This window comes from Vibrio sp. V08_P9A1T1 (assembly GCF_963874405.1).
GTDB lineage: Bacteria > Pseudomonadota > Gammaproteobacteria > Enterobacterales > Vibrionaceae > Vibrio > Vibrio anguillarum.
Map to the genome: position 1 here is coordinate 1 of NZ_CAWNIB010000111.1, position 23,898 is coordinate 23,898.

At 46.9% G+C, this 23,898-nt stretch carries 15 protein-coding genes; 11 read left to right on the forward strand and 4 right to left on the reverse strand.

Annotated features, from left to right (window positions below):
- The first annotated feature begins 708 nt into the window (after positions 1-708).
- Positions 709-1,425 (forward strand): two-component system response regulator ArcA, encoded by a 717-nt coding sequence (gene arcA, locus AACT21_RS05605; protein ID WP_013856108.1) that lies wholly within the window; start codon positions 709-711, stop codon positions 1,423-1,425.
- A gap of 90 nt (positions 1,426-1,515) precedes the next feature.
- Here arcA and AACT21_RS05610 read toward each other — a convergent pair whose 3' ends face one another.
- The 3 genes from AACT21_RS05610 to AACT21_RS05620 form a co-directional block, all read right to left on the reverse strand.
- Positions 1,516-1,962 carry a hypothetical protein gene (locus tag AACT21_RS05610; protein WP_013856107.1) on the reverse strand — a complete coding sequence of 149 codons (447 nt, stop codon included), beginning with the start codon at positions 1,960-1,962 and terminating at the stop codon, positions 1,516-1,518.
- A 4-nt stretch (positions 1,963-1,966) separates the two neighbouring features.
- Entirely contained in the window at positions 1,967-4,306 is a 2,340-nt protein-coding gene (arcB, locus tag AACT21_RS05615) for an aerobic respiration two-component sensor histidine kinase ArcB (RefSeq protein WP_094149631.1), read from the reverse strand.
- A gap of 99 nt (positions 4,307-4,405) precedes the next feature.
- A complete protein-coding gene (locus tag AACT21_RS05620; protein ID WP_094163200.1) occupies positions 4,406-5,341 on the reverse strand; it encodes a TIGR01212 family radical SAM protein in 936 nt (311 codons plus the stop codon).
- A 537-nt stretch (positions 5,342-5,878) separates the two neighbouring features.
- On the opposite strand from AACT21_RS05620, the gene gltB (AACT21_RS05625) reads away from it, so the two are divergent.
- The 10 genes from gltB (AACT21_RS05625) (at position 5,879) to AACT21_RS05670 (ending at position 23,171) form a co-directional block, all read left to right on the forward strand.
- The gene (gene gltB / locus AACT21_RS05625) at positions 5,879-10,426 is read left to right on the forward strand and encodes a glutamate synthase large subunit (protein ID WP_094163207.1); all 4,548 of its coding nucleotides are present in this window, start codon (positions 5,879-5,881) and stop codon (positions 10,424-10,426) included.
- Positions 10,427-11,896 carry a glutamate synthase subunit beta gene (locus AACT21_RS05630; RefSeq protein WP_013856103.1) on the forward strand — a complete coding sequence of 490 codons (1,470 nt, stop codon included), beginning with the start codon at positions 10,427-10,429 and terminating at the stop codon, positions 11,894-11,896.
- 412 nt (positions 11,897-12,308) lie between these two features.
- On the forward strand, positions 12,309-16,772 hold the full coding sequence (gene gltB / locus AACT21_RS05635) for a glutamate synthase large subunit (protein ID WP_088721275.1): 4,464 nt from the start codon (positions 12,309-12,311) through the stop codon (positions 16,770-16,772).
- 18 nt (positions 16,773-16,790) lie between these two features.
- Positions 16,791-18,203 carry an FAD-dependent oxidoreductase gene (locus AACT21_RS05640; RefSeq protein WP_026027954.1) on the forward strand — a complete coding sequence of 471 codons (1,413 nt, stop codon included), beginning with the start codon at positions 16,791-16,793 and terminating at the stop codon, positions 18,201-18,203.
- A 140-nt stretch (positions 18,204-18,343) separates the two neighbouring features.
- Positions 18,344-18,769: a DUF1499 domain-containing protein gene (locus AACT21_RS05645; protein WP_081244961.1), complete on the forward strand. Its 426-nt coding sequence runs from the start codon at positions 18,344-18,346 to the stop codon at positions 18,767-18,769.
- 240 nt (positions 18,770-19,009) lie between these two features.
- Entirely contained in the window at positions 19,010-19,705 is a 696-nt protein-coding gene (gene mtnN / locus AACT21_RS05650; RefSeq protein WP_013856098.1) for a 5'-methylthioadenosine/S-adenosylhomocysteine nucleosidase, read from the forward strand.
- Between the two features lie 17 nt (positions 19,706-19,722).
- A complete protein-coding gene (locus AACT21_RS05655) occupies positions 19,723-20,676 on the forward strand; it encodes a cobalamin biosynthesis family protein (RefSeq protein ID WP_094163208.1) in 954 nt (317 codons plus the stop codon).
- The gene (gene btuF, locus AACT21_RS05660; protein WP_088729140.1) at positions 20,677-21,501 is read left to right on the forward strand and encodes a vitamin B12 ABC transporter substrate-binding protein BtuF; all 825 of its coding nucleotides are present in this window, start codon (positions 20,677-20,679) and stop codon (positions 21,499-21,501) included.
- A gap of 74 nt (positions 21,502-21,575) precedes the next feature.
- Positions 21,576-22,196 carry a TRIC cation channel family protein gene (locus tag AACT21_RS05665; RefSeq protein ID WP_013856095.1) on the forward strand — a complete coding sequence of 207 codons (621 nt, stop codon included), beginning with the start codon at positions 21,576-21,578 and terminating at the stop codon, positions 22,194-22,196.
- A gap of 102 nt (positions 22,197-22,298) precedes the next feature.
- Positions 22,299-23,171 (forward strand): LysR family transcriptional regulator, encoded by an 873-nt coding sequence (locus AACT21_RS05670; RefSeq protein WP_094163209.1) that lies wholly within the window; start codon positions 22,299-22,301, stop codon positions 23,169-23,171.
- Here AACT21_RS05670 and AACT21_RS05675 read toward each other — a convergent pair.
- Positions 23,095-23,874 carry a TSUP family transporter gene (locus AACT21_RS05675; RefSeq protein WP_094163210.1) on the reverse strand — a complete coding sequence of 260 codons (780 nt, stop codon included), beginning with the start codon at positions 23,872-23,874 and terminating at the stop codon, positions 23,095-23,097. The genes AACT21_RS05670 and AACT21_RS05675 overlap by 77 nt on opposite strands.
- Positions 23,875-23,898 lie beyond the last annotated feature (24 nt).

The following is a 23,898-nucleotide window of genomic DNA, read 5'->3' on the forward strand; positions in this document are numbered from 1 at the left end:
ATATCTATCATCCTTCTTCCTTGATTATTGTTTATTATTTTCATCTGACACATTAGACGCGCTGTAAAACCACAACTCAATGAACCATAATGCCAGATACTTTACTCACCTATTCATACAAACGATGCAAAGAAAAACCCGCTGAGAATGAGCATAACTTGGCGGCCAACTGCATTTAAAAGACTGAATATTCATATTGGTGACATCCATAATAGTGCGATATCCCCCGCTGTAAACGTTGATTTTTTACGCAATTCCCATTTTTTGACAAGTATCGAGTTAACAAGTTCTTTGCTGGTAAATTTCCATGTGAGGTAAAGCCCATTGCGCCTAATGCTACCATCCCCAGCGAAAATCCCCAAAAAGCATGCTATTTGCATGGGTAATGTGGTGTAAATTTACAACTGCTTAAGACGATTAATATTTGTTACATTAGAACTCTTGATGTAAATCAACAAAGTGATTGGAATTAACATTCTGCCGTTGTTAGCATGCTGTTAACATTATAGAATCCGCCTTAAAGACTAGTAGAACACAGAGGGTATGGAGACCTCAATGCAAGATATGCCTAAGGACGGCGGGCAACTGAAGTAAGTGTTTTTTTCAAAACTTTAGTTTATTATCGGCAGCAGATTACCTGTATGTTGCAATTTTTTGCCTACAATTAATTCTATTAGCACAATTTTTTCACAAGTTTAGGTACCGCCAATGCAAACCCCGCAGATTCTTATCGTTGAAGATGAGCAAGTAACTCGTAACACTCTTAAGAGTATTTTTGAAGCAGAGGGATACGCTGTTTTTGAGGCCAGTAACGGTGAAGAGATGCACCATGTGCTGTCTGATAACCCCATTAACTTGGTCATTATGGACATCAATTTACCAGGTAAAAACGGCCTTCTGTTAGCTCGTGAGCTTCGTGAACAGGCTAATGTTGCACTGATGTTTTTGACTGGTCGTGATAATGAAGTTGATAAAATCCTCGGTTTAGAGATCGGGGCTGATGACTACATCACCAAACCATTTAACCCACGTGAACTGACGATTCGTGCTCGTAATCTTCTAGGTCGTTCAATGAATACCAATACGACTCAAGAAGAGAAACGCAGTGTGGAAAAATATGAGTTCAACGGTTGGGTATTGGATATCAATAGCCGTTCTTTAGTGAATCCGGATGGTGAAGGCTACAAGCTTCCTCGCTCAGAATTCCGCGCTTTACTGCACTTCTGTGAGAACCCAGGAAAAATCCAAACTCGCGCAGATTTGCTGAAAAAGATGACTGGCCGTGAATTGAAACCACACGACAGAACCGTAGATGTGACGATTCGTCGTATCCGTAAACACTTTGAATCAGTCTCAGGTACGCCAGAGATCATCGCCACAATTCATGGCGAAGGCTACCGCTTCTGTGGTGATCTAGAAGACTAAACGTCTACCCAGATAGTTAGAAGCCCTTTAACCTCAGGTTAAAGGGCTTTTTTCATGGCTGACTACTGCGCGTGGAGCCGTTCTATAAATCTAATAGACTTTGTCGATGAAGACGCTCTTTTCGATAAGCCACTGCGCTGTTGTACCATCGCTCAATTGCAAAGCTACATTAACGGGCTTATCCACATTAAGCTGCATCGGCCATTCAAACACAACTTCCCATTGATCTTCACTTTGAGTCCGTAAATCTAACGATTCACTGCCCACCAGCCAATTTTTATCCCTTTGCTGGACCATCAACGCATCAATCGTTAAATTGGCAGGTAATATTGCCGACGAATCCAATCTTAATGTCCCATGCACAAGAGGTATTTCGCTCTCATTAGCTGTAGGCATTTGATTGATCCAAAGGTTACTTTTCAACCCAATGGTGATATTTGATATCACGGCACTGCTGTCCTGCAGCCAATTCACTTGCGGTGAACTACAGCCAGATAGTAGCGCCATGACTAATGAAGCCAACCCGATTTTTTTCATACCATTACCTTTGAGTTAACCATTGTTTCAAGACTTGAATATCGTGTTGATACCCATTTTTAATTTCATCTATCCAGTCACCAATATTTTCCCACCAAGCAGGTAGCTCTGGCGACTGTGCCTTTTGTGCAACGTTTTGGATGTGTTTCAAACCAATTGAACCCGCAGCACCCTTGATTTTGTGTGCTTCTGAAACAATGCCTGCTTGATCTTTTGCTACCATATTGGAATCTAGCACTTCAACGTAACTGGGCATCATCTGCTCGAACATTTGGATACTTTCCAGCACAGGTTTCGGGCCAACAATATCGATATAAGACTCAAGCATTTCAAGATCGAGCAAATGCGTGTTCAACTCACTGTGTTCTTCTGAGGCGGCATTAACCTTAGCGTCGGCAAGTTGAATCGCCTCACTATGGGTGAATTTTGCAATCACCTCTTGAATCGCCAGTACTGACAATGGTTTACTGATCGCGTCATCCATCCCTTTCTCTAGATATTCAGCTTTATTTTTCAATACGTTGGCGGTCAATGCAACCAGTGGCGGAAGGTTATCATAAGTTTGTCGATAAAACGCAGCGACATCAAACCCGGTCATGTCTGGCAGTTGAATGTCGAGGAAAACCAGATCGTACTCTTGCGGCACAAATTTTTGTTTGGCTTCTTCACCTGTCATAGCGACGGTAACCGTGTGTCCTAAACTTTCTAGCAAAGAACGAGCAACTGTAATATTGAGCTCAATATCTTCAACCATAAAAATGGCTAAACTTTTTTGAGGAACGGGTAACGTTGGTTTGAATTGGGCATCTTGTGCCAAAGGCACACGAATTGAAACGGTGAAGGTGCTACCAAAACCTTCTTCACTGCTCACAGAAATATCACCATCCATCAAGTTGATTAACTGACGAGATACCGCTAAGCCAATCCCCGTGCCAACAGCGTGTAAATTGTCCTTACCCGATTTAACTTGGTAATACATGGCGAAGATTTTATCGAGTTCAGCTTCCGGTATACCAATGCCTGTGTCTTCAACTTCCATGGTAATGCGCGCAAACTTATCCTCAATGTCAGCGCAGACCGTCATGACGACGCCACCTTCTTTGGTAAATTTCATCGCATTGCTTATCAGGTTCCACAATACCTGACGCAGGCGCGTAGCATCCACTTCAATCGCAACAGGTAAATCACTGAGCCGTTCGAGATCAAACCTAAGCCCTTTTTGCTCTGCCATCAACGCCGAGATGCTTTCAATTTCAGCAACAAATTCTTCAAAATTCAACGGCGCTGGCAGTAGTTCTAGTTTCCGGCGGTCAAACTTATCCATATCAATGATATCGTTGAAAATATTACCTAACGTAATGGCACTGACATTAATGGTCTGCATGTACTTACGCTGTTCTGGGGTCATGGGGCTATCGAGCAACATGCGGCTCAAACCAACGATACCGTTGAGTGGTGTGCGCAATTCGTGGCTGATGGTCGAAATAAAGGTGGTTTTATCCCGGCTCGCTTTTTCCAAAGACTCTTGATTGCGTTTACGTTCGGTAATGTCTCGCCCAAAGCCCACCAACCCTAAGTGGCGGCCATCTTTGCTATAAAAAGGGACTTTACGCAGTTCAAAATAGTTTTTGCGGCCATCAGGGTATTCAAGCCACTGCTCATAAGTGATGGCTTGATTGTCAGCAAACACTTTTTCGTCAGTTTCAACGATCTGTTGCGCGACTTCTTTGCTATAGACATCCCACGGAGTTAACCCAACCAACTGATGCTCACGCTTACCCGTTAGCTCTTCCATCGCTCGGTTGCAGCCAGAAAAAACGCCGTTCGCATTACGGTAGTAAATCAGATCAGGAGAGGCATCGATAAAAGAGCGCAATAAGGCGGTTCTTTCTGCCAATTCAAGCTGCGTTTTTTCGCGTTGATAGACCTCGTTTTCTAAATCGGCCATCGCCTCTTCACGCGCTTCCTCTGCCTTAATTCGCTCTTCAATTTCTTGGTTGAGTTTTTCGATATTTTGCTGAAGCTTATAATTGAGCTCTTGATCGCGTGAGCGCATGTCTTTGAGCTTAGAAACCAACTTCGAGAGACGTTGACGTGACTCTTCTAACTGATCGACCACCACAGAAAGGAAATAGACCGCCCAAGGCGTGATCAATAAACCAAAAAAGACGGAACGAACGATGTCGATATCATCAACATAACCATTGAGCACCAGCGTGATACCAACTTGCACCACCACTGCCAAGGCCACTAAAGCGAGCGCAAGAAGAATGGAGAAACGGAGAATGCCCAGTTTGACCAATAGGTCGACATAGTACTGGGCAAGGTTTTTCATGGGTTTCATTAAACACTTCCATGTAATAACAGTGCCACTAGTCTAACGCGTTTAACGTCGATTCGTCAGCCAAGTTAATCACAAGGATTTGCGAAATTGCTTGAATCTTTAGCTGTTTGGAAGCGTATAGACAAACGGTCGACTTAAGCGTGAGCCTTGTGCGCCACCTTGATTAAGTGCTCGACCTATTTCGGTCATCGCAAGCCAACGATTTTCACACCACAGTGGCGCAAGCAGGGTCGGCCGCCGGGCGGCTGACGAGACTCGGTGATAAATGATCTCAGGCGGCGTCATTTGAATCAATTCACTCGCAATGGAAACATACTCTTCTAACGTTGGCGCTTGTAATTTTCCTGCTCGCCACGCTTTGGCCATCGTACTGCCTTCAACAATATGCAACCCATGTAACTTGATACCATCAGTGCCTACCGCTAAGACTTGCTTTAAGGTTTGAAGATTATCGGTACGAGTTTCTTTAGGTAGCCCCACAATGAGATGCGTGCATACTTTGATCCCCAAGGCTCGAGCGCGCTCAGCGATCAACGCATAACATTCAAAATCATGACCACGGTTGATCCGTTTGAGCGTTTGATTATTGGCGGTTTGCAAACCCAGTTCGAGCCAAATTTCAAAACCTTGTCGCACATAATCGGCCAATAAATCGAGCACAGCATCGGGTACACAATCAGGCCGAGTGCCAACGCATAACCCAACAATGTCAGCCGATTGAAGCGCTTGCTGATACATATTTTTCAACACCTGCACTTCTGCATAGGTACTGGTATAAGCTTGAAAATACGCGAGATATTTTTTGGCACGTTTGATTTCACCAGCGCGTTCTGTCAATTGCTGCTCAATACTTTGGGCTTGTGTTTCTTCATCAGCAAAAGAAGCGACATTACAGAAGGTGCAACCACCTCGCCCAATCGTGCCATCTCGATTCGGACAGCTAAAACCACCATGCAGGGTCAGCTTGTGAACTTTTTCGCCATAACGGCGCTGCAGATCTTGGCCGATCGTGTTAACCAGTTGATGTAATTGCATTGAAGAAATACCGCTTATAGATAGTAATGAATCTCAGTTAGATTTATGTAACTAAATTACATCCCTGCAAAATAAATTCACAAAGAGTAGCCGTATCAAACACTCTCCAACCTAACAAAAATCAATAAACATTCATAAAAACAGCGTTATTTGCTTAATGTTGCACCAATGTTAAACGGTACATGCATTTTTAACGAAAAAATGGGCGACTAAAATGAGTTTTCGTTGGAATTCCTATAAACAAAATTGTAGGATACTTACACATCCGCCCTATTTTTTGTGATATTCCTTACATAAATAGTTGTGGAAAAATCGGTGATATTCGCACCCCTCCTATACAAACCACTAGCAAGTGGCATAAATAAATTGAATATCACTAAGGAATGTTTTTCTCGCCATATTTTTCCGGCGAGAGACGGAAAGGATTCGAACCCGCCAACACAGGCAGGTTTAGATTGATAACAATTAAAGGACAAGTCGCATCGCTAAGTATGCCTTAGCACACGTGCGTCTAAATTGAACTGGAAGGATGTATCTATGGTAGATAGAGAGCAGGATTCACGAGGTCTATATACTCCTGAATTGGAGCATGACGCTTGTGGTATCGGTTTTGTTGCCCACCTGAAAAACCGTAAGTCTCACCAAGTTGTGACTCAAGCTTTAGACATGCTTGCTCGTATGGAACACCGTGGTGGCCAAGGCTGTGACCCATGTTCTGGTGATGGCGCAGGTATCTTATTACAAAAACCCCATGAGTTTTTACTTGAAGAGACCGTTAAACTTGGCTTAAAACTGCCTTCGTTTGAAAAGTACGGCGTCGGCGTGGTGCTGTTTCCAAGAGATGAGCACAAACGCGCCCAGTGTCGTGATATTTTAGAACGCAACGCCAAGAGACTCGATTTAGAAGTACTGGGTTATCGCGTTTTGCCAACCGATAACTCCATGATTGGCGCAGACCCACTTAGCACTGAGCCTCAATTTGAGCACGTTTTCATCTCCGGTGGCCCAAGTACCACCCCCGCAGAATTAGAGCGTAAATTGTACGTTCTGCGTAATTACACCGTTCGAGTCTGCTTAGAAAGTGTGTCCAACATTGGTGATGATTTTTACATCAACTCTATGTCTTACAAAACCTTGGTGTATAAAGGTCAGCTCACCACAGAACAAGTACCACAGTACTTCCTTGATCTACAAAATCCGACCATGGTGACCGCGCTGGCACTGGTGCATTCTCGTTTTTCGACCAATACATTCCCTAAATGGCGCTTAGCTCAGCCTTTCCGTTACATTGCGCACAACGGCGAAATCAACACAGTTCGCGGCAATTTAAACTGGATGAAAGCGCGCGAAGCGATCCTCGAATCAGATTTGTTTACACAAGCTGAAATCGACATGCTGCTGCCAATTTGCCAAGAAGGCAGTTCAGATTCCGCCAACTTCGATATGGCATTAGAGTTATTGGTTCTGTCTGGCCGCAGCCTGCCACACGCCCTGATGATGATGATCCCTGAAGCGTGGCAAGAAAATAAAAATATGGATCCAACCCGCCGCGCATTTTACCAATACCATGCTAACGTCATGGAACCGTGGGATGGCCCAGCATCAGTATGTTTTACCGATGGTGTACAAGTTGGCGCAACACTGGACCGTAACGGCCTGCGCCCATCACGTTATACCGTGACTAAAGATGATTTTCTGATCATGGCTTCTGAATCTGGCGTGGTTGAAATTGCACCAGAGAACGTGGAATACCGTGGCCGTTTACAGCCCGGACGTATCTTTGTCGCTGATTTAGAGCAAGGACGCATCATTTCTGATGAGGAAGTGAAAGACAGCATTGCGAATGCGCAGCCCTACGCCAAATGGGTTGAAGAGAACCTCCTCAGCTTGAAAAAACTGCCTGAAGCGAGCAACCAGTACAGCCAACCTGCTCCTGAGCGTCTAATGTCCCGCCAACAATCGTTTGGCGTCAGCTCAGAAGAGGTGAATGAAATCATTCTTCCTTTGGCAAAAACCGGTTATGAACCGCTTTCGGCCATGGGGGCAGACTGGCCTCTGGCAGTGCTTTCGCATCAATCACAGCATCTCTCCAACTACTTTAAGCAACTGTTTGCTCAGGTCACCAACCCACCGATCGACCCGATCCGTGAAAGAATGGTGATGTCGCTCAATACTTACCTCGGTAAAGATCAAAACTTACTGACAGAGACCCCCCTGCACTGCTTAAAAGTCGAATTGGAATCTCCGGTTCTTTCCAACTCTGAGCTTGAGAAACTGCGCGCTATTGATAACGAACATCTGCAAGCGAAAACCTTAGATATCGTATTTCAAGCCAGTGAAGATCAAGGCAAATTGGAACGCGCGCTGAAACGCATTTGCCAATATGCAGAAGATGCGGTTATCGATGGTTACTCGATTATTTTATTGACTGACCGCGCGGTAAACTCAAACCATGCGGCGATCCCTGCAATGCTCGCTGTCGGTGCAGTTCATCACCACCTGATCCGCAAAGGCTTACGAGCTAAATGTGACATAGTGGTAGAAACCGGCGACGCGCGTGAAACACACCACTTTGCGACATTGATTGGCTATGGCGCAAATGCGGTTAACCCGTATTTAGTCATTGAAACCATTATCGATTTACAACGAGTCAAAAAACTCGACCCGACCATTGCAGCGAAAGATCTGTTTGACAATTACCGCAAAGGCATCAACGGCGGGCTGCTGAAGATCTTCTCCAAAATGGGCATTTCCACGCTACAGTCTTACCACGGTGCGCAAATTTTTGAAGCCTTGGGCATCAGCAAATCAGTGGTAGATAAGTACTTCACTGGCACTGTATCGCGCATCCAAGGTTTGACTATTGATGACATCGCAAAAGAGGTGTTAGTTCGCCATCGCGTGGGCTACCCGACTCGCGAAGTTCCAGTGCAAGTGTTGGATGTGGGCGGCGTTTATCAGTGGAAACAGCGTGGCGAAAAACACCTGTTTAACCCAGAGACGATTTCGTTGCTGCAACAATCAACACGCAACAAAGATTATGTACAGTTCAAGCAATACGCGAAAGCGGTAGATGACCAAGGCGACAACGCTGCAACGCTGCGTAGCCAGCTTGATTTTGTTAAAAATCCAGCCGGTTCGATTCCCATTGAGGAAGTGGAACCGATTGAACGTATTTTAAAACGCTTCGCAACCGGTGCCATGTCGTTTGGTTCAATCTCCTACGAAGCGCACTCAACGTTAGCCGTGGCGATGAACCGTATTGGCGCGAAATCCAACTCGGGTGAAGGCGGTGAAGATCCAGCACGCTTTGAACGCAAAGAAAATGGCGATTGGGAACGCTCTGCAATTAAACAGGTCGCTTCTGGTCGTTTTGGCGTGACCTCCTACTACCTCACCAATGCCGATGAACTACAGATCAAAATGGCTCAAGGCGCGAAACCAGGTGAAGGTGGGCAACTGCCGGGTGATAAAGTCGATGATTGGATCGGCGCGACACGCCACTCGACTCCGGGAGTCGGTCTTATTTCACCACCACCACATCACGATATCTATTCGATCGAAGATTTGGCGCAGCTGATCTTTGATTTGAAAAACGCGAACCGTACCGGCCGCGTCAACGTGAAATTAGTTTCCGAAGCCGGGGTTGGTACTATCGCCTCCGGTGTGGCTAAAGCCAAAGCGGATGTGGTATTAATTGCTGGCTATGATGGCGGCACGGGTGCATCACCGATGTCTTCGATTCGTCACACAGGCTTACCTTGGGAGCTCGGCCTTGCTGAAACGCACCAAACCTTGCTTAAAAATGGCCTGCGTAATCGCATTGTGGTGCAAAGTGACGGTCAGATGAAAACACCACGTGACCTTGCAATGGCGACATTGTTAGGCGCGGAAGAGTGGGGAATTGCCACCGCTGCGCTAGTGGTTGAAGGGTGTATCATGATGCGTAAGTGTCATAAAAACACCTGCCCAGTAGGGATTGCGACACAAAACAAAACCTTGCGTGAGCGCTTTGATGGCCGCGTAGACGATGTCGTCACCTTCTTCCAATACATGGCGCAAGGCTTACGTGAAATCATGGCTGAAATGGGTTTCCGTACTATCGATGAAATGGTTGGCCAATCGCATAAACTGAAAGTGCGTGACAACATCAACCACTGGAAATACAAAAACCTCGATTTGTCACCAGTGTTGTACATTCAAGAGCCTCGTGCAGAAGATGGTGTTTATTGCCAAACCAAACAAAATCATCATCTAGAAAACGTGCTAGATCGTCAGCTAATTCAAATAGCCAACCCCGCGCTTGAAAAAGGCGAAGCGGTTAACGCAGTCTTCCCTATCGTCAACACTGACCGTAGCACGGGTACTATGCTATCGAACGAAATATCGAAGGTATACAAAGACCAAGGTCTACCTCAGCCAATGAAAGTTAAATTCAACGGCTCCGCAGGCCAATCATTCGGTGCATTCCTTGCTAAAGGGGTGACGTTTGAAGTGGAAGGTGATGCCAACGATTATTGGGGCAAAGGCTTATCTGGCGGTACGTTAGTGCTCTACCCTGACACGCGCTCAACCATCATTGCGCAAGATAATATCGTGGTGGGTAACGTCTGTTTCTATGGCGCAACTTCTGGTGAATCCTATATTCGCGGCCTTGCTGGAGAACGTTTCTGCGTGCGTAACTCAGGAGCCAAAGTGGTCGTAGAAGGTATCGGCGATCACGGCTGTGAATACATGACAGGTGGCGTCGCAGTGATCCTAGGTTCGACAGGACGTAACTTTGCGGCTGGTATGAGTGGCGGTGTAGCCTACGTGTGGAATCGACATGGAGACTTCGAAACTAAGCTTAACGCTGAATTGGTTGATCTCGACCCACTGCAACAAGAAGATACCGATCTGCTACGTGAGATGCTCAACAAGCATGTTCAGTTCACAGGAAGTGAAGTGGCTCAGTTATTCCTTGATAATTTTGAAGCAAACCTTACCCAAATGGTAAAAGTGATGCCGCGTGACTACAAAGCGGTTCTTCAAAAACGCAAGGCTGCAGCTGCGCAAGTACAAACGGAAGAAGTGGAGGCCGTATAAATGGGTAAGCCTACTGGATTTTTAGAACATGGCCGCGAGCTGCCAAAAAAGCTCGATCCAACGGTTCGCATTCAAAACAACCAAGAGTTTGTCCTCAACGAAGAGTTTGGTAGCAAAATTAATACTCAAGCGTCTCGTTGCATGGACTGCGGAGTACCGTTTTGCCATAACGGTTGCCCTATCGGTAACATTATTCCTGAATTTAACGATGCCGTTTATCGTGATAGTTGGGAAGAAGCTTGGAAGATCTTAAGCTCAACTAATAACTTCCCTGAGTTTACAGGCCGCGTGTGCCCTGCTCCTTGTGAAAGTTCGTGCGTACTCGGGATCAACCAAGATCCCATTACCATCTGTAATATCGAAAAAACCATCGTGGAAACGGCTTATCGCGAAGGCTATGCCAAAGCGAAAAAGCCGCGTTCTCGTACTGGAAAAACCATCGCTATCATTGGCTCTGGCCCGGCGGGTTTGGCCGCAGCTGAGCAGCTGAACAGCGCGGGTCACTCAGTTACTGTGTTTGAACGTGATGAAAAAGTCGGCGGCCTGCTGCGTTTTGGCATTCCGGATTTCAAACTGGGTATGGACGTTATTGATCGCAAAATCAATTTGATGGCAGAAGCGGGCGTCAAGTTTGAAGTAAATGCACATATCGGTGTTGATATCAACGCACAGCAACTGCGCCAAGAGTTTGATGTCATCTTGCTTACAGGTGGCTCTACCGTGCCTCGTAACCTGCCGATTCCGGGGCGCGAGTTAAAAGGGGTTCATTTTGCGATGGAGTTTCTGGCACAAAATAACCGCCGTGCGAATAACATGGATCTTAAAACTGATGAGATCCACGCTAAGGGCAAACATGTGGTGGTAATTGGTGGTGGGGATACTGGTTCTGACTGTGTCGGAACCTCAAACCGACACGGCGCCGCAAGCATCACGCAAGTTGAAATCATGCCGATCCCAGCCAATAAACGCCCAGCCAATATGCCTTGGCCGCAATATCCAATGATTTTGCGCACCTCAACCTCCCACGAAGAGGGCTGCGAACGTCATTGGAATATTCTAACCAAAGAGTTCCTCGGCAACGAGCAAGGTCAAGTCACAGGGCTACGTGTTGCTGATATCGTTTGGCAAGATGCAAAACCGGGTGAGCGCCCGAACTTTGATGAAGTCGCGGGCAGTGAACGTATTATTGCGTGTGATATGGCTTTCCTTGCCATGGGCTTTTTACATCCAGAACCACATGGTGTACTTGCTCAGCTTGATATCAAGTTAGATGAGCGTGGCAATGTGGCAACACAAGGTTTTGCGACCAACCAAAAAGGTGTTTTCGCTGCCGGTGATATGCGCACAGGACAATCGTTAGTCGTACGTTGTATCAATGAAGGGCGCGAGTGCGCACGCGAGATCGACGCTTACTTGATGGGCAACACCAACTTAGAAGCGAAAGCCGACTCATTGATGCTTTCAGCCTAGTGCCTCGCGCTCTTTTCGCTGGTTCAAGGTGATCCAGAGCGCTAAGCAGCGATGATTCCTTCCAACGTTCTACTTTTTGGCCAGCATTTGATGCTGGCCTTTTTTATGGCTAATTCTTATTCCATGAGATTACCCACGTTAACAAACTGTAACAACAAAAATTCTATCTCATTGAATATATTATATTAATCTAGATGATTAGGTGGTAAATCCCATTGCAACATGATTTTTCACCAACAACTTGACCTTTTGCACCATAAGCTATAGGTTGTGAAGTCAGTGAAAATTAAAATAATCATTTTTGTTAAAATTTAAATTGAGAATGAACGCATAATTACCCACTTAAAACAACAAAAATAGAATAGTTAGTCATTTACTGTCTGGATGACAGAGAAGCAAAGGGAGAATTGCAATGGCTCTATATGATCCAAGTTTAGAGAAAGACAACTGTGGATTTGGTTTGATCGCCCACATGGAAGGCCAAACCAGCCATAAATTAGTCAGAACCGCGATTTCAGCATTAGATCGCATGACCCACCGTGGCGGCATCGCAGCCGATGGTAAAACCGGTGATGGCTGTGGTCTATTACTACAAAAACCAGATAGTTACCTACGACTCATCGCTGAAGAAAAAGGCTGGAAGCTCGCCAAACAGTATGCGATTGGTATGATTTTCTTCAGCCAAGATCCGGTCAAAGCGCAATCAGCGCGCGATATTATCAACAAAGAACTGGCGCAAGAAACACTCACAGTGACAGGCTGGCGAACCGTACCAACGAACCAAGCTGTACTTGGCCCTATTGCTGCCGAATCCGTGCCTGATATTCAACAAGTCTTTATTAGTGCTCCAGCGGGTTGGCGTGAACGAGACATTGAACGACGCCTTTACATTGCTCGCCGTCGCATTGAAAAACAGATCACCGAAGATCGTGATTTCTATATTTGCTCACTATCGACTCAAGTCATTGTTTACAAAGGCTTGTGCATGCCTGCAGACCTACCGCGCTTTTATCTTGACCTAGCTGATCTACGGATGGAATCAGCCATTTGCTTGTTCCACCAGCGCTTTTCAACCAATACTCAGCCACGTTGGCCACTGGCACAGCCGTTCCGCTACTTAGCGCACAATGGTGAAATCAATACTATCGAAGGGAACCGTCAATGGGCGCGAGCACGGGCTTACAAATTTGCCTCTCCCCTACTACCGGATCTGCAAACCGCCGCGCCATTTGTCAATGAAACAGGTTCCGATTCATCAAGCTTAGACAACATGCTCGATCTGTTTTTAGCGGGGGGAATGGATATTTTCCGTGCCATGCGTATGTTAGTGCCGCCGGCGTGGCAAAATCACCCTGATATGGACCCAGACCTTCGTGCCTTTTACGACTTTAACTCAAAACACATGGAGCCATGGGATGGCCCAGCTGGCATTGTGTTATCGGATGGCCGTTATGCTGCTTGTAACCTTGATCGCAATGGCCTTCGCCCTGCGCGTTATGTGATCACCAAAGATAAACTCATCACCCTCGCCTCTGAAGTCGGAATTTGGGATTACGCGCCCGATGAAGTGGCTGAAAAAGGCCGCGTTGGGCCCGGTGAACTGCTGGTGATCGACACCCGTCATGGGAAATTGTGGCAATCTAGTGAAATTGATAACGATCTCAAAAGCCGCCACCCTTATGGCGAGTGGATGAAAAATAACGTCCACCGATTAACGCCATTTTCTGAACTCAGTGACGACTTGGTGGGCGAGCGCAGCTTTGACAATGACGAGCTAAAAACCTATCAAAAACAGTTTGCAATGAGCAACGAAGAGATTGATCAAGTACTGCGCGTACTGGGAGATGTAGGCCAAGAAGCGGTGGGATCAATGGGTGATGATACGCCGATGGCGGTGCTCTCTTCGAAAGAGCGCTTGGTTACCGATTATTTCCGCCAAAAATTTGCCCAAGTTACGAACCCGCCTATCGATCCACTACGTGAAAAGCACGTGATGTCACTGGCCACCAGCATCGGCCAAGAGATGAACGTGTTCTGTGAAACCGATGGTCACGCTTATCGTGTTACCTTTGATTCACCTATCTTGCTCTATTCCGACATGCAACAGCTATTGGAGCTCAGCGACAAACACTATCGCAATACCATTTTAGACATCAATTACGATCCACAGCATAAGGATCTCAAGCAAGCTTTGCTCGAACTTTGCCAACAAGCAGAGGAGGCTGTACGCCAAGGATCGGTATTGATCGTACTATCTGACCGCGCTTTGCATAAGGATAAACTGCCGATCCCAGCGGCAATGGCCGTGGGCGCAGTACACACTCGCTTAGTCGAAGCCAATTTACGCTGCGATGCAAACATCATTATCGAAACCGCCACCGCACGTGACCCTCATCAATTTGCAGTCTTAATCGGCTTTGGCGCAACCGCCGTCTACCCTTACTTGGCCTACGAAACGCTCGGCAAAATGATTGATGATGGCACGTTGGAAAAAAGCTATCGCGAGGTGATGCAAAACTACCGCTACGGTATCGACAAAGGTTTATTGAAAATCATGTCGAAAATGGGCATTTCAACCGTTGCCTCTTATCGCTGCTCGCAGCTGTTTGAAGCGGTTGGCCTACATAGCGACGTAGTTCAGTTGTGTTTTAAAGGCGTCACCACGCGCATTCAAGGTGCTAACTTCGAAGACTTCCAACAAGATCTATTTAATTTAGCGCGCAAAGCGTGGACCAAACGTAAAACGCTCGAACAAGGTGGCTTATTAAAATACGTGCATGGTGGTGAATACCATGCCTATAACCCAGATGTGGTTGGTACCTTACAAGCCGCAGTTAAATCAGGTGAAAGCGCCGATTACCAAAGCTTTGCCCAGCAGGTCAACGCACGCCCCGTCGCGATGCTACGCGATTTACTGCGCTTAAAAAAATCAGCGACACCGCTACCATTGGAAAAAATTGAACCCAGTACGGAGCTATTTAAACGTTTTGATTCTGCGGCGATGTCGATTGGCGCCTTAAGCCCAGAAGCTCATGAAGCGTTAGCGACCGCAATGAACCGCTTAGGTGGCTACTCCAACTCTGGTGAAGGTGGAGAAGATCCACGCCGTTTTGGCACTGAACGTAACTCCCGTATTAAGCAGGTCGCATCAGGGCGTTTTGGCGTGACTCCGCATTACCTCACCAATGCTGACGTACTGCAAATTAAAGTGGCGCAAGGAGCGAAGCCAGGTGAAGGCGGCCAACTTCCCGGCCATAAAGTGACCGCGGAAATTGCCAAATTGCGCTATTCAGTGCAAGGCGTGACCTTAATTTCACCACCGCCGCACCACGATATTTATTCGATTGAAGATTTAGCCCAGCTGATTTTCGATCTCAAACAAGTTAACCCAAAAGCTTTGGTTTCGGTCAAATTAGTTTCAGAGCCGGGCGTTGGCACCATTGCCACTGGCGTTGCCAAAGCCTACGCCGATCTTATCACTATTTCTGGCTATGACGGCGGTACAGCGGCTAGCCCGCTCACCTCGGTAAAATACGCTGGTAGCCCTTGGGAACTCGGCCTTGCTGAAACCCAACAAGCGTTAGTCGCAAACGGCCTGCGCCACAAAATTCGACTTCAAGTTGACGGTGGTCTAAAAACAGGATTGGACGTGATTAAAGGCGCGATTTTAGGTGCCGAAAGCTTCGGTTTTGGCACAGCTCCTATGGTCGCGATGGGCTGTAAATTCTTACGGATTTGCCACCTTAATAACTGTGCGACGGGCGTAGCAACGCAAGATGAAACGCTGCGGAAAGAGTATTTCAAAGGCTTACCTGAGATGGTGATGAACTATTTCATCGGTCTTGCCGACGAAGTCCGTGGTTACTTGGCGCAGTTGGGCGTTGAAAAGCTCACCGATCTGATTGGCCGCACCGATTTACTAGAAGTACTTGAAGGGATGACCGCCAAGCAAAGCAAATTGGACTTATCCGGTTTATTGGAAGCGCCAGTATCCGCTCAGGGTCATCCGCTTTACTGGACTCAACCCAATACACCGTTTGATAAAGGACAACTTAACCAACAATTTGTCGATGACGCTTTAGCGGCAGTTGAAGCACAACAATCGATCAGCTTGTATTACAACGTACAAAATACTGACCGCTCGCTCGGTGCTCGCCTATCTGGTGAAATCGCCAAACGTTATGGTAACCAAGGCGTAGCCGCCTCGCCGATTAAAATTTATCTCGATGGCACAGCAGGTCAGTCATTTGGTGTATGGAACGCGGGTGGTGTTGAGCTTTACCTTACTGGTGATGCTAATGACTATGTTGGTAAAGGGATGGCTGGCGGAAAGCTGGTCATCAAACCCCACCTTGGTACCGCTTTTAACTGCAACGACGCTACGATCATCGGCAACACCTGTTTATATGGCGCAACGGGCGGCAAGCTGTTTGCGGCAGGCAAAGCGGGAGAGCGTTTTGGTGTGCGCAACTCTGGCACTATCACAGTTATCGAAGGCGCTGGTGATAACGCTTGCGAATACATGACAGGCGGAATCGTCGCCATTTTGGGCGCAACAGGCGTTAACTTTGGCGCGGGTATGACGGGCGGCTTTGCTTACGTGATGGATGAAAACGGTGATTTCCAAGGTCGAGTCAATAGTGAATCAGTAGAGGCTATTTCATTGCAAGATCTCTACATTCACCAAGAACATTTACGTGGTTTAATTGCCGAGCATTTGGAAGAGACGGGGTCGGTGCATGCTGAACAGATCTTAGCGAACTTTGATGAATGGATTCCAAAGTTCTATCTCATCAAACCCCAAGCGGCGGATCTGCAAACCCTACTCGGCCATCAAAGCCGCAGTGCCGCCGAACTTCGCGTTCAAGCGCAATAATTGGAAGGAGCCAGATTAATGAGCCAGAACGTATACCAATTTATTGATGTGAATCGAGTTGATCCGGCAAAAAAGCCGCTCACTATTCGCAAAATCGAGTTCGTCGAAATTTACGAACCCTTTACTAAACAGCAAGCGACTGCTCAAGCGGATCGCTGCTTAGATTGCGGCAACCCTTACTGCGAATGGAAATGCCCAGTGCACAACTACATTCCGCAATGGCTAAAACTGGCCAATGAAGGGCGCATTATTGAAGCCGCTGAACTATCGCACCAAACCAACAGCTTGCCCGAAGTCTGTGGGCGAGTCTGCCCACAAGATCGCCTCTGTGAAGGCTCTTGTACCCTAAACAATGACTTTGGTGCGGTCACCATAGGTAACATCGAAAAATACATTAACGACAAAGCGTTTGAGATGGGCTGGAAACCAGACATGTCACACGTGGAGTGGACGGATAAGAAAGTGGCGATCATTGGTGCAGGCCCAGCTGGCCTAGCCGCAGCCGATATTTTAGTGCGCAACGGAGTAAAGCCCGTGGTGTTTGATCGCTATCCTGAAATTGGTGGTTTGCTAACCTTTGGTATTCCCTCTTTCAAACTTGAAAAAGGCGTAATGGAAAACCGCCGCCGCATTTTCAGTGAGATGGGCGTCGAATTTCAGCTCAACATCGAAGTAGGTAAAGACATCACACTGCAAACGCTGCTTAATGAATATGATGCCGTTTTTCTCGGTGTCGGGACTTACCAAAACATGCGCGCAGGGCTAGAAAATGAAGAAGCAAACGGTGTTTACGATGCTCTACCCTTCTTAGTGTCAAATACTTATAAAGTGATGGGTTTGGAATCACCCCAACCATTTATTGATATGGCGGGCAAAAAAGTCGTGGTACTTGGAGGCGGAGACACTGCGATGGATTGCGTGCGTACTTCCATTCGCCAACATGCCGCCAAAGTGATTTGTGCCTACCGACGCGATGAAGAGAACATGCCGGGTTCGCGCCGAGAAGTGAAAAATGCCAAAGAAGAAGGCGTAGAATTTATGTTCAACCTGCAACCGCTCGCCATTGAGGTCAATGAACAAGGCCAAGTGAGTGGCGTTAAAGTGGTGCAAACCGCTTTAGGGGAGCCTGACGCCGCTGGGCGTCGCAAGCCCGAGCCCGTTGCGGGTAGCGAACATGTGTTGGCAGCCGATGCCGTCATTATGGCGTTTGGTTTTCAGCCACATGCCATGCCATGGCTTGAGCCATTCGGCGTTGAACTTGATCAATGGGGACGCATTAAGGCCGCGTCGCAGCAATCGTTCCAGTACCAAACCAGTAATGAAAAAATTTTTGCTGGTGGGGATGCCGTGCGCGGCTCCGATCTGGTCGTCACGGCCATTGACGAAGGGCGCAAAGCCGCAGAAGGAATACTTGACTACTTAGGTCTTTAAGCCTTAACTGCTTAATATCCTTGAAGGATTCATGGTAACGTGAATCCTTTTTTCTTAGGCCATTTTCCTTCAGCCATCGACACTGCAGCTCGCTTGTATTTTGGCGATTGGTAATGAGGATTCATTTGATAAGGACTATCATGCGCGTAGTACTAAGTTTACTGATGTTTGCCACACTAACCGCTTGCAGCCAAGGAGTGACAACTATGACCGATCGCACTGCGACCCCTTGCGGAAATAAACCGAATTGCGTTTCGACTCAAGATGAGCGTAACGCGTTCTCGCTCTCTCCCTTTATCCTCAAAACAGGCGTCTCTTTAGATAAAATCGAAGCGGTAGCGCTTTCTATTCCTCGCTCTAAAACGGCGGTGAAAGAGGACAATTATCTCCGCATTGAATGCACCAGTCGTATTTGGCGATTTGTGGATGATCTTGAACTTAAGATAGAGAACGGACGTTTAATCGTACGATCTGAATCGCGCATTGGTTATTCAGATATGGGCGTCAATCGTAAGCGAGCAGAAACACTGCGAGAAAACCTCACCAAAGCAGGCTTGATTGAATAGTTGCTCAATATCGCACTGGCGGAAAGTTTCGTGCTAAACTTCGGCCAATTTAGCTATACCCAAACAACTTGGAGTTGCAGGTAGGCGGCAAGTGAGTGAGTCCCCATGAGCATAGGCAAACTATGTGATTGGGGTGAACGAACGTAGCCAACACCGCTGCGGCTTCAAGTAGGAAGGGTATATTCACCAGATATTTACTATCAACCGAATATTTACTACTAACCGAATAAGAGAAACCTCATGAAAATCGGCATTATTGGCGCGATGGAGCAAGAAGTCGCGATATTAAAAGACGCAATCGACAATGTTCAAGAAGTCAGCAAAGCGGGCTGCACCTATTTTTCAGGTCAAATCCATGGGGTGGATGTGGTGCTGCTACAATCTGGCATTGGTAAAGTCGCCGCAGCCATTGGCACCACTCTTTTACTTAATGAATACCAACCAGATGTAGTGATTAACACCGGTTCTGCAGGTGGTTTTGATTCAAGCTTAACCATGGGTGATGTAGTCATTTCAAGCGAAGTTCGTCACCATGATGCCGATGTAACAGCATTTGGCTATGAAATGGGGCAAATGGCAGGTCAACCAGCCGCTTTCAAAGCGGATGATGCATTGATCCGCGTTGCAGAACAAGCTCTCACACACATCAAAGATAAGCACGCGGTACGCGGCCTGATTTGTACCGGGGATGCTTTCGTTTGTACCGCTGAGCGTCAAAGCTTTATTCGCCAACACTTCCCAACCGTGATTGCGGTTGAGATGGAAGCTTCAGCAATTGCACAAACTTGCCACCAATTCAAAGTGCCTTTTGTGGTCGTTCGCGCCATTTCAGATGTAGCCGATAAAGCGTCTCCGATGTCCTTTGATGAATTTTTACCGCTTGCCGCACAAAGCTCATCAGAAATGGTGATTAAGATGGTCGAACTGCTTAAGTAAGCAGTGACAGACTCAACATGGACGAGTTAATCACCTACTTGTATGCCAACGGTACGCTCCTCGTGATGTGGGGAGCGGTTGCCTTTCATCTTATTTTACCCATCCCGCGTAACGCTCATCCCGTCACTTTGTGGCGAAAATTTGCGGAAATATTAGCGGATAAAGTCAATACCAGTAGCAGTTATTCACAAAGCCTACTTTCCGGCACACTGGCTTGGCTATTGATGTGCCTACCCGCATGGGTCACCTTAGTCGCGTTAAAACCTTTGGTATGGCAACCTCAACTATTTGATTTAGCGCTACTATTACTCGCATTTGATTGGCGTAGCCAAGAATTATTAGCCAATCAGCTTATCGGCGCACTCAGCAAAGAAGACAAAAAATACGCTCGCAGCGTACTTGCCCCTTTTGTGAATCGTGAAACCGATAGCTTGTCAGCGCTGGGGTTAGGTAAGGCGGGCGCTGAAACCGTCATTATTGGCTATGGGCGCAACGTGATCGCGGTGCTGTTTTGGTACGCCTGTCTTGGCGGTATTGGCGCGTTGATGTACCGTCTCATCGCTGAACTCGCCAGAGCTTGGGCGCCTTCGCGAGCGGCGTTTCATCCTTTTGGTATTCCATCGGTACGCTTGCTGGCTGTGCTTGACTTTGTGCCACTGCGCCTATTTAGCCTATTGATTATCATTGGTCGCAACGCATCAAACACCTTCTCAGCCATGTTACAACAAAGCCGCTTATGGCCACTCCCGGGGCCTGCATGGTTGTTAACCGCCGTCGGCAATAAACTATCACTGGCCTTAGGTGGCCCAGCTATCTACGGTGATAAAAAAGCCCTGCGCGTAAAAATAGGCGGACGTATCGCCCCATCAGCCTTCCACCTTGCGCAAATCCAAAAACTGTTAGCTTGGCGTATTTTCGCGTGGATAGCATTAGAGAGCGCGATACTGCTGCTCGTCCATCAAGGATTTTAGATGCGTTTACTGTTTCTCAATGTTGTCGTCACGCTGTGCGTGGCTTTTCCAGTTCAAGCGCAAGTTAAACGCATCATTAGCTTAGCCCCTCATGCCACGGAATTGGCCTTTTCGGCTGGCCTTGGTGATAAATTGGTGGCCGTCAGCGAGTACAGTGACTACCCAGCACAAGCACTCAAACTCGAAAAAGTGGCCAATTACCAAGGGTTGAATATAGAGCGCATTCTTACCCTAAAACCGGATTTAGTGATTGCTTGGCCTGCGGGCAATCCGGCGAAGGAGCTCGATAAATTAGAGCAGTTAGGGCTGAGGATTTATACGACAAAAACTCAAAAACTCGATGACATTGCCAATAATATTGAAGCACTTAGCCAATTTGCCGATGATCCGAGTATCGGCCAGCAAGCGGCGCGTGATTTTCGTCAATCACTCATCACTCTGAAACAGAGTTATGGCAGCCAAAGTAAAGTTCGTTATTTCTATCAACTCAGTGAAAAACCGATCATCACACTGGCCAAAGGCAGTTGGCCCAGTGAAGTCTTTGAATTTTGTGGCGGCGAAAATATTTTTGCCAACAGCGCATCCCCCTACCCTCAAGTTGGGATTGAGCAAGTGCTGCTGGCTAAACCTGATGTAATTTTCACCTCTGAACATGCGATAAAAAATGGCACGATGTGGCAAAAGTGGCAACAGCAACTACCCGCTGTACAAAACGGGTTTGTGTGGGCACTAACCTCAGATTGGTTAAATCGACCAACGCCCAGAACACTGCAAGCGATAGAAGAAGTGTGTGAGTACTTTTCCGTCGTTCGCCAAAAACGCTAACGCTTGCGTAATAAAATCTCGTACAATTCCTGCCCGAATTTTGTTCCATTAACGACTAAAGAGAACCCAGTAACATGGACTCCATGCTGCTCTATCTTATTGACTTATTTGGTACGGCTATCTTTGCCATTTCTGGCGTATTATTAGCTGGTCGATTAAAAATGGACCCGTTTGGCGTGGTCGTGCTTGCGAGCGTTACTGCAATTGGCGGTGGAACAATTCGTGATATGGCATTGGGTGCGACGCCAGTTTTCTGGATAAAAGACACCACTTACCTTTGGGTCATTTTCATCACTTGTTTACTCACCATGCTGCTGGTTCGCAGGCCTAAACGCGTTGCTTGGTGGATCTTACCCGTTTGTGATGCAATCGGTTTAGCGGTGTTTGTTGGCATTGGTGTTGAAAAGGCGATGAACTATCAAGACTCGGCCATGGTTGCGGTAATCATGGGCGTTATCACGGGCTGTGGCGGCGGTATTATTCGTGATGTACTGGCCCGTGAAATTCCAATGGTGCTACGCAGCGAAGTCTATGCTACAGCTTGTATCATCGGCGGTCTGTTTCATACCACAGCACTAGCGATGGGCTACGATAGCTCAAGCGCCTTTCTGGCCGGAGTCGCCTCAACCTTAATCATTCGACTTGGCGCGATCCGCTGGCACTTATCACTGCCCACTTTTGCACTGAATAAATAAAGCCGATCTCATCAAAACCACAAACAGTAACATGTACAGACGCTATGGGTTATGGTCGCTTTGCGATAAGATGAGCTAATCTATTCCTCATCGTCATTAATTATGTTGCTAGAAGGTATCGAAACTTTGCTGGTGCTGAGCAAAGAAAAAACCATGGGGCGTACGGGCAGCCTACTCTACATTAGCCAGTCCGCCGTTAGTAAGCGGATTGCTAATTTAGAAAAAAGGGTCGGTAAAAAGCTGATTGAGCCTGATGGCCGACAGATTAAATTAACCACAGATGCACAAGCCTTGGTTGAAACTATCGGCCCAAGCTTTAGTGAGTTATGCGGTTTGATTTTCGATCAGCAATCTTTTACGGATGCCACACTGATCAAGATAGACTGCTCAGAAACGTTAGTCGCTGGCTATATTAATACCACCATGGGGCAGTACCTCAAGCACGATAAGTTCATCACTATCACCACGAACCATACGCCGAGGATTGTTCAGCACGTTCAATCAGGCAAAGCGACATTAGGATTTTGCGCAGGCTACTTACCCGCTAATCATGGGCTAATGACGTTTCATCTGGTAGATGAACCCTTTTACATTGTCAGCCAAACACCCTTATCTTCGTTACCTAAACAGCTCGTTACCAATGATTTGTCCAACCCAGCGAACGCCTATCAAGTCGATATATTGGCGAAACTCGCCATCACGCCACAGATGGAAATGGACTCGTATACGGCCGCAGCGCAATTAGCATTAGGAGGCATGACGCCTGCTTTAGTACCACTTTCAGTGATTAAAGCACTGAACATTGAACCTCGCTATTACTTTGATTTTGATGAACTACAACCTTTGGTTCGGCCTGTTCATCTCTGTCTGCGCAGCAATAGTTATCGCTCGCCAAGGATCAAAAGATTGATAACAACCATTGCTGATGCTGTTGCCAAAGAAGTTTTATTGCCATCAACATCGACATCACAATAACTAATGGGCGGATCCATTTCTGCCCTTTAGTCACCACTATCTTTGCGCCCATTCTCGCCCCTAAAAAACCACCGACGGCCATCACCAGCCCTATCTTCCAAATCGGCAAGCCAGCAATAACAAAAAAAAGCAGCGCAGCAATGTTTGAAGTGAAGTTGAGAACCTTGGTTCTTGCAGTCGCTTCAATCAACGAAAAATGACCTAACACGACAAAACAGACCGTAAAAATAGACCCGGTGCCCGGACCGAAAAAACCATCATAAAAGCCGATACCAAAACCGACCGTAAAAGCAAAAGCCGTTTCAGACAATGGAGCAGGCCCATTGTGGGTTTTCGTCGCGGGTGCAAGTAGAAAATAAAGTGAAATACCGATCAGAAACAGCGGGATTAAGCTGGTCAACAAACTGGCATCCATATGCTGCACAAGTTCAGCCCCACACGCAGCGCCGATAAAAGTACAAGCTATCGCCAACTTCATCTCTTTTAGGTTCACAATGCCATTGCGTACAAAATACCAAGTGGCGGAGAAACTGCCAAATGAGCTTTGCAGCTTATTGGTAGCCAGCGCTTGAGTCGGTGGCACGCCTACTGCCAGCAAAGCCGGCAAAGTAAGCAAACCGCCACCGCCAGCCATCGCATCAATGAACCCAGCAATCCCTGCAACCAAAAACAACAGGCCTAATACTTCCAGTGAAAGTTCCATTTCTTATCAACGCATTGAACAATA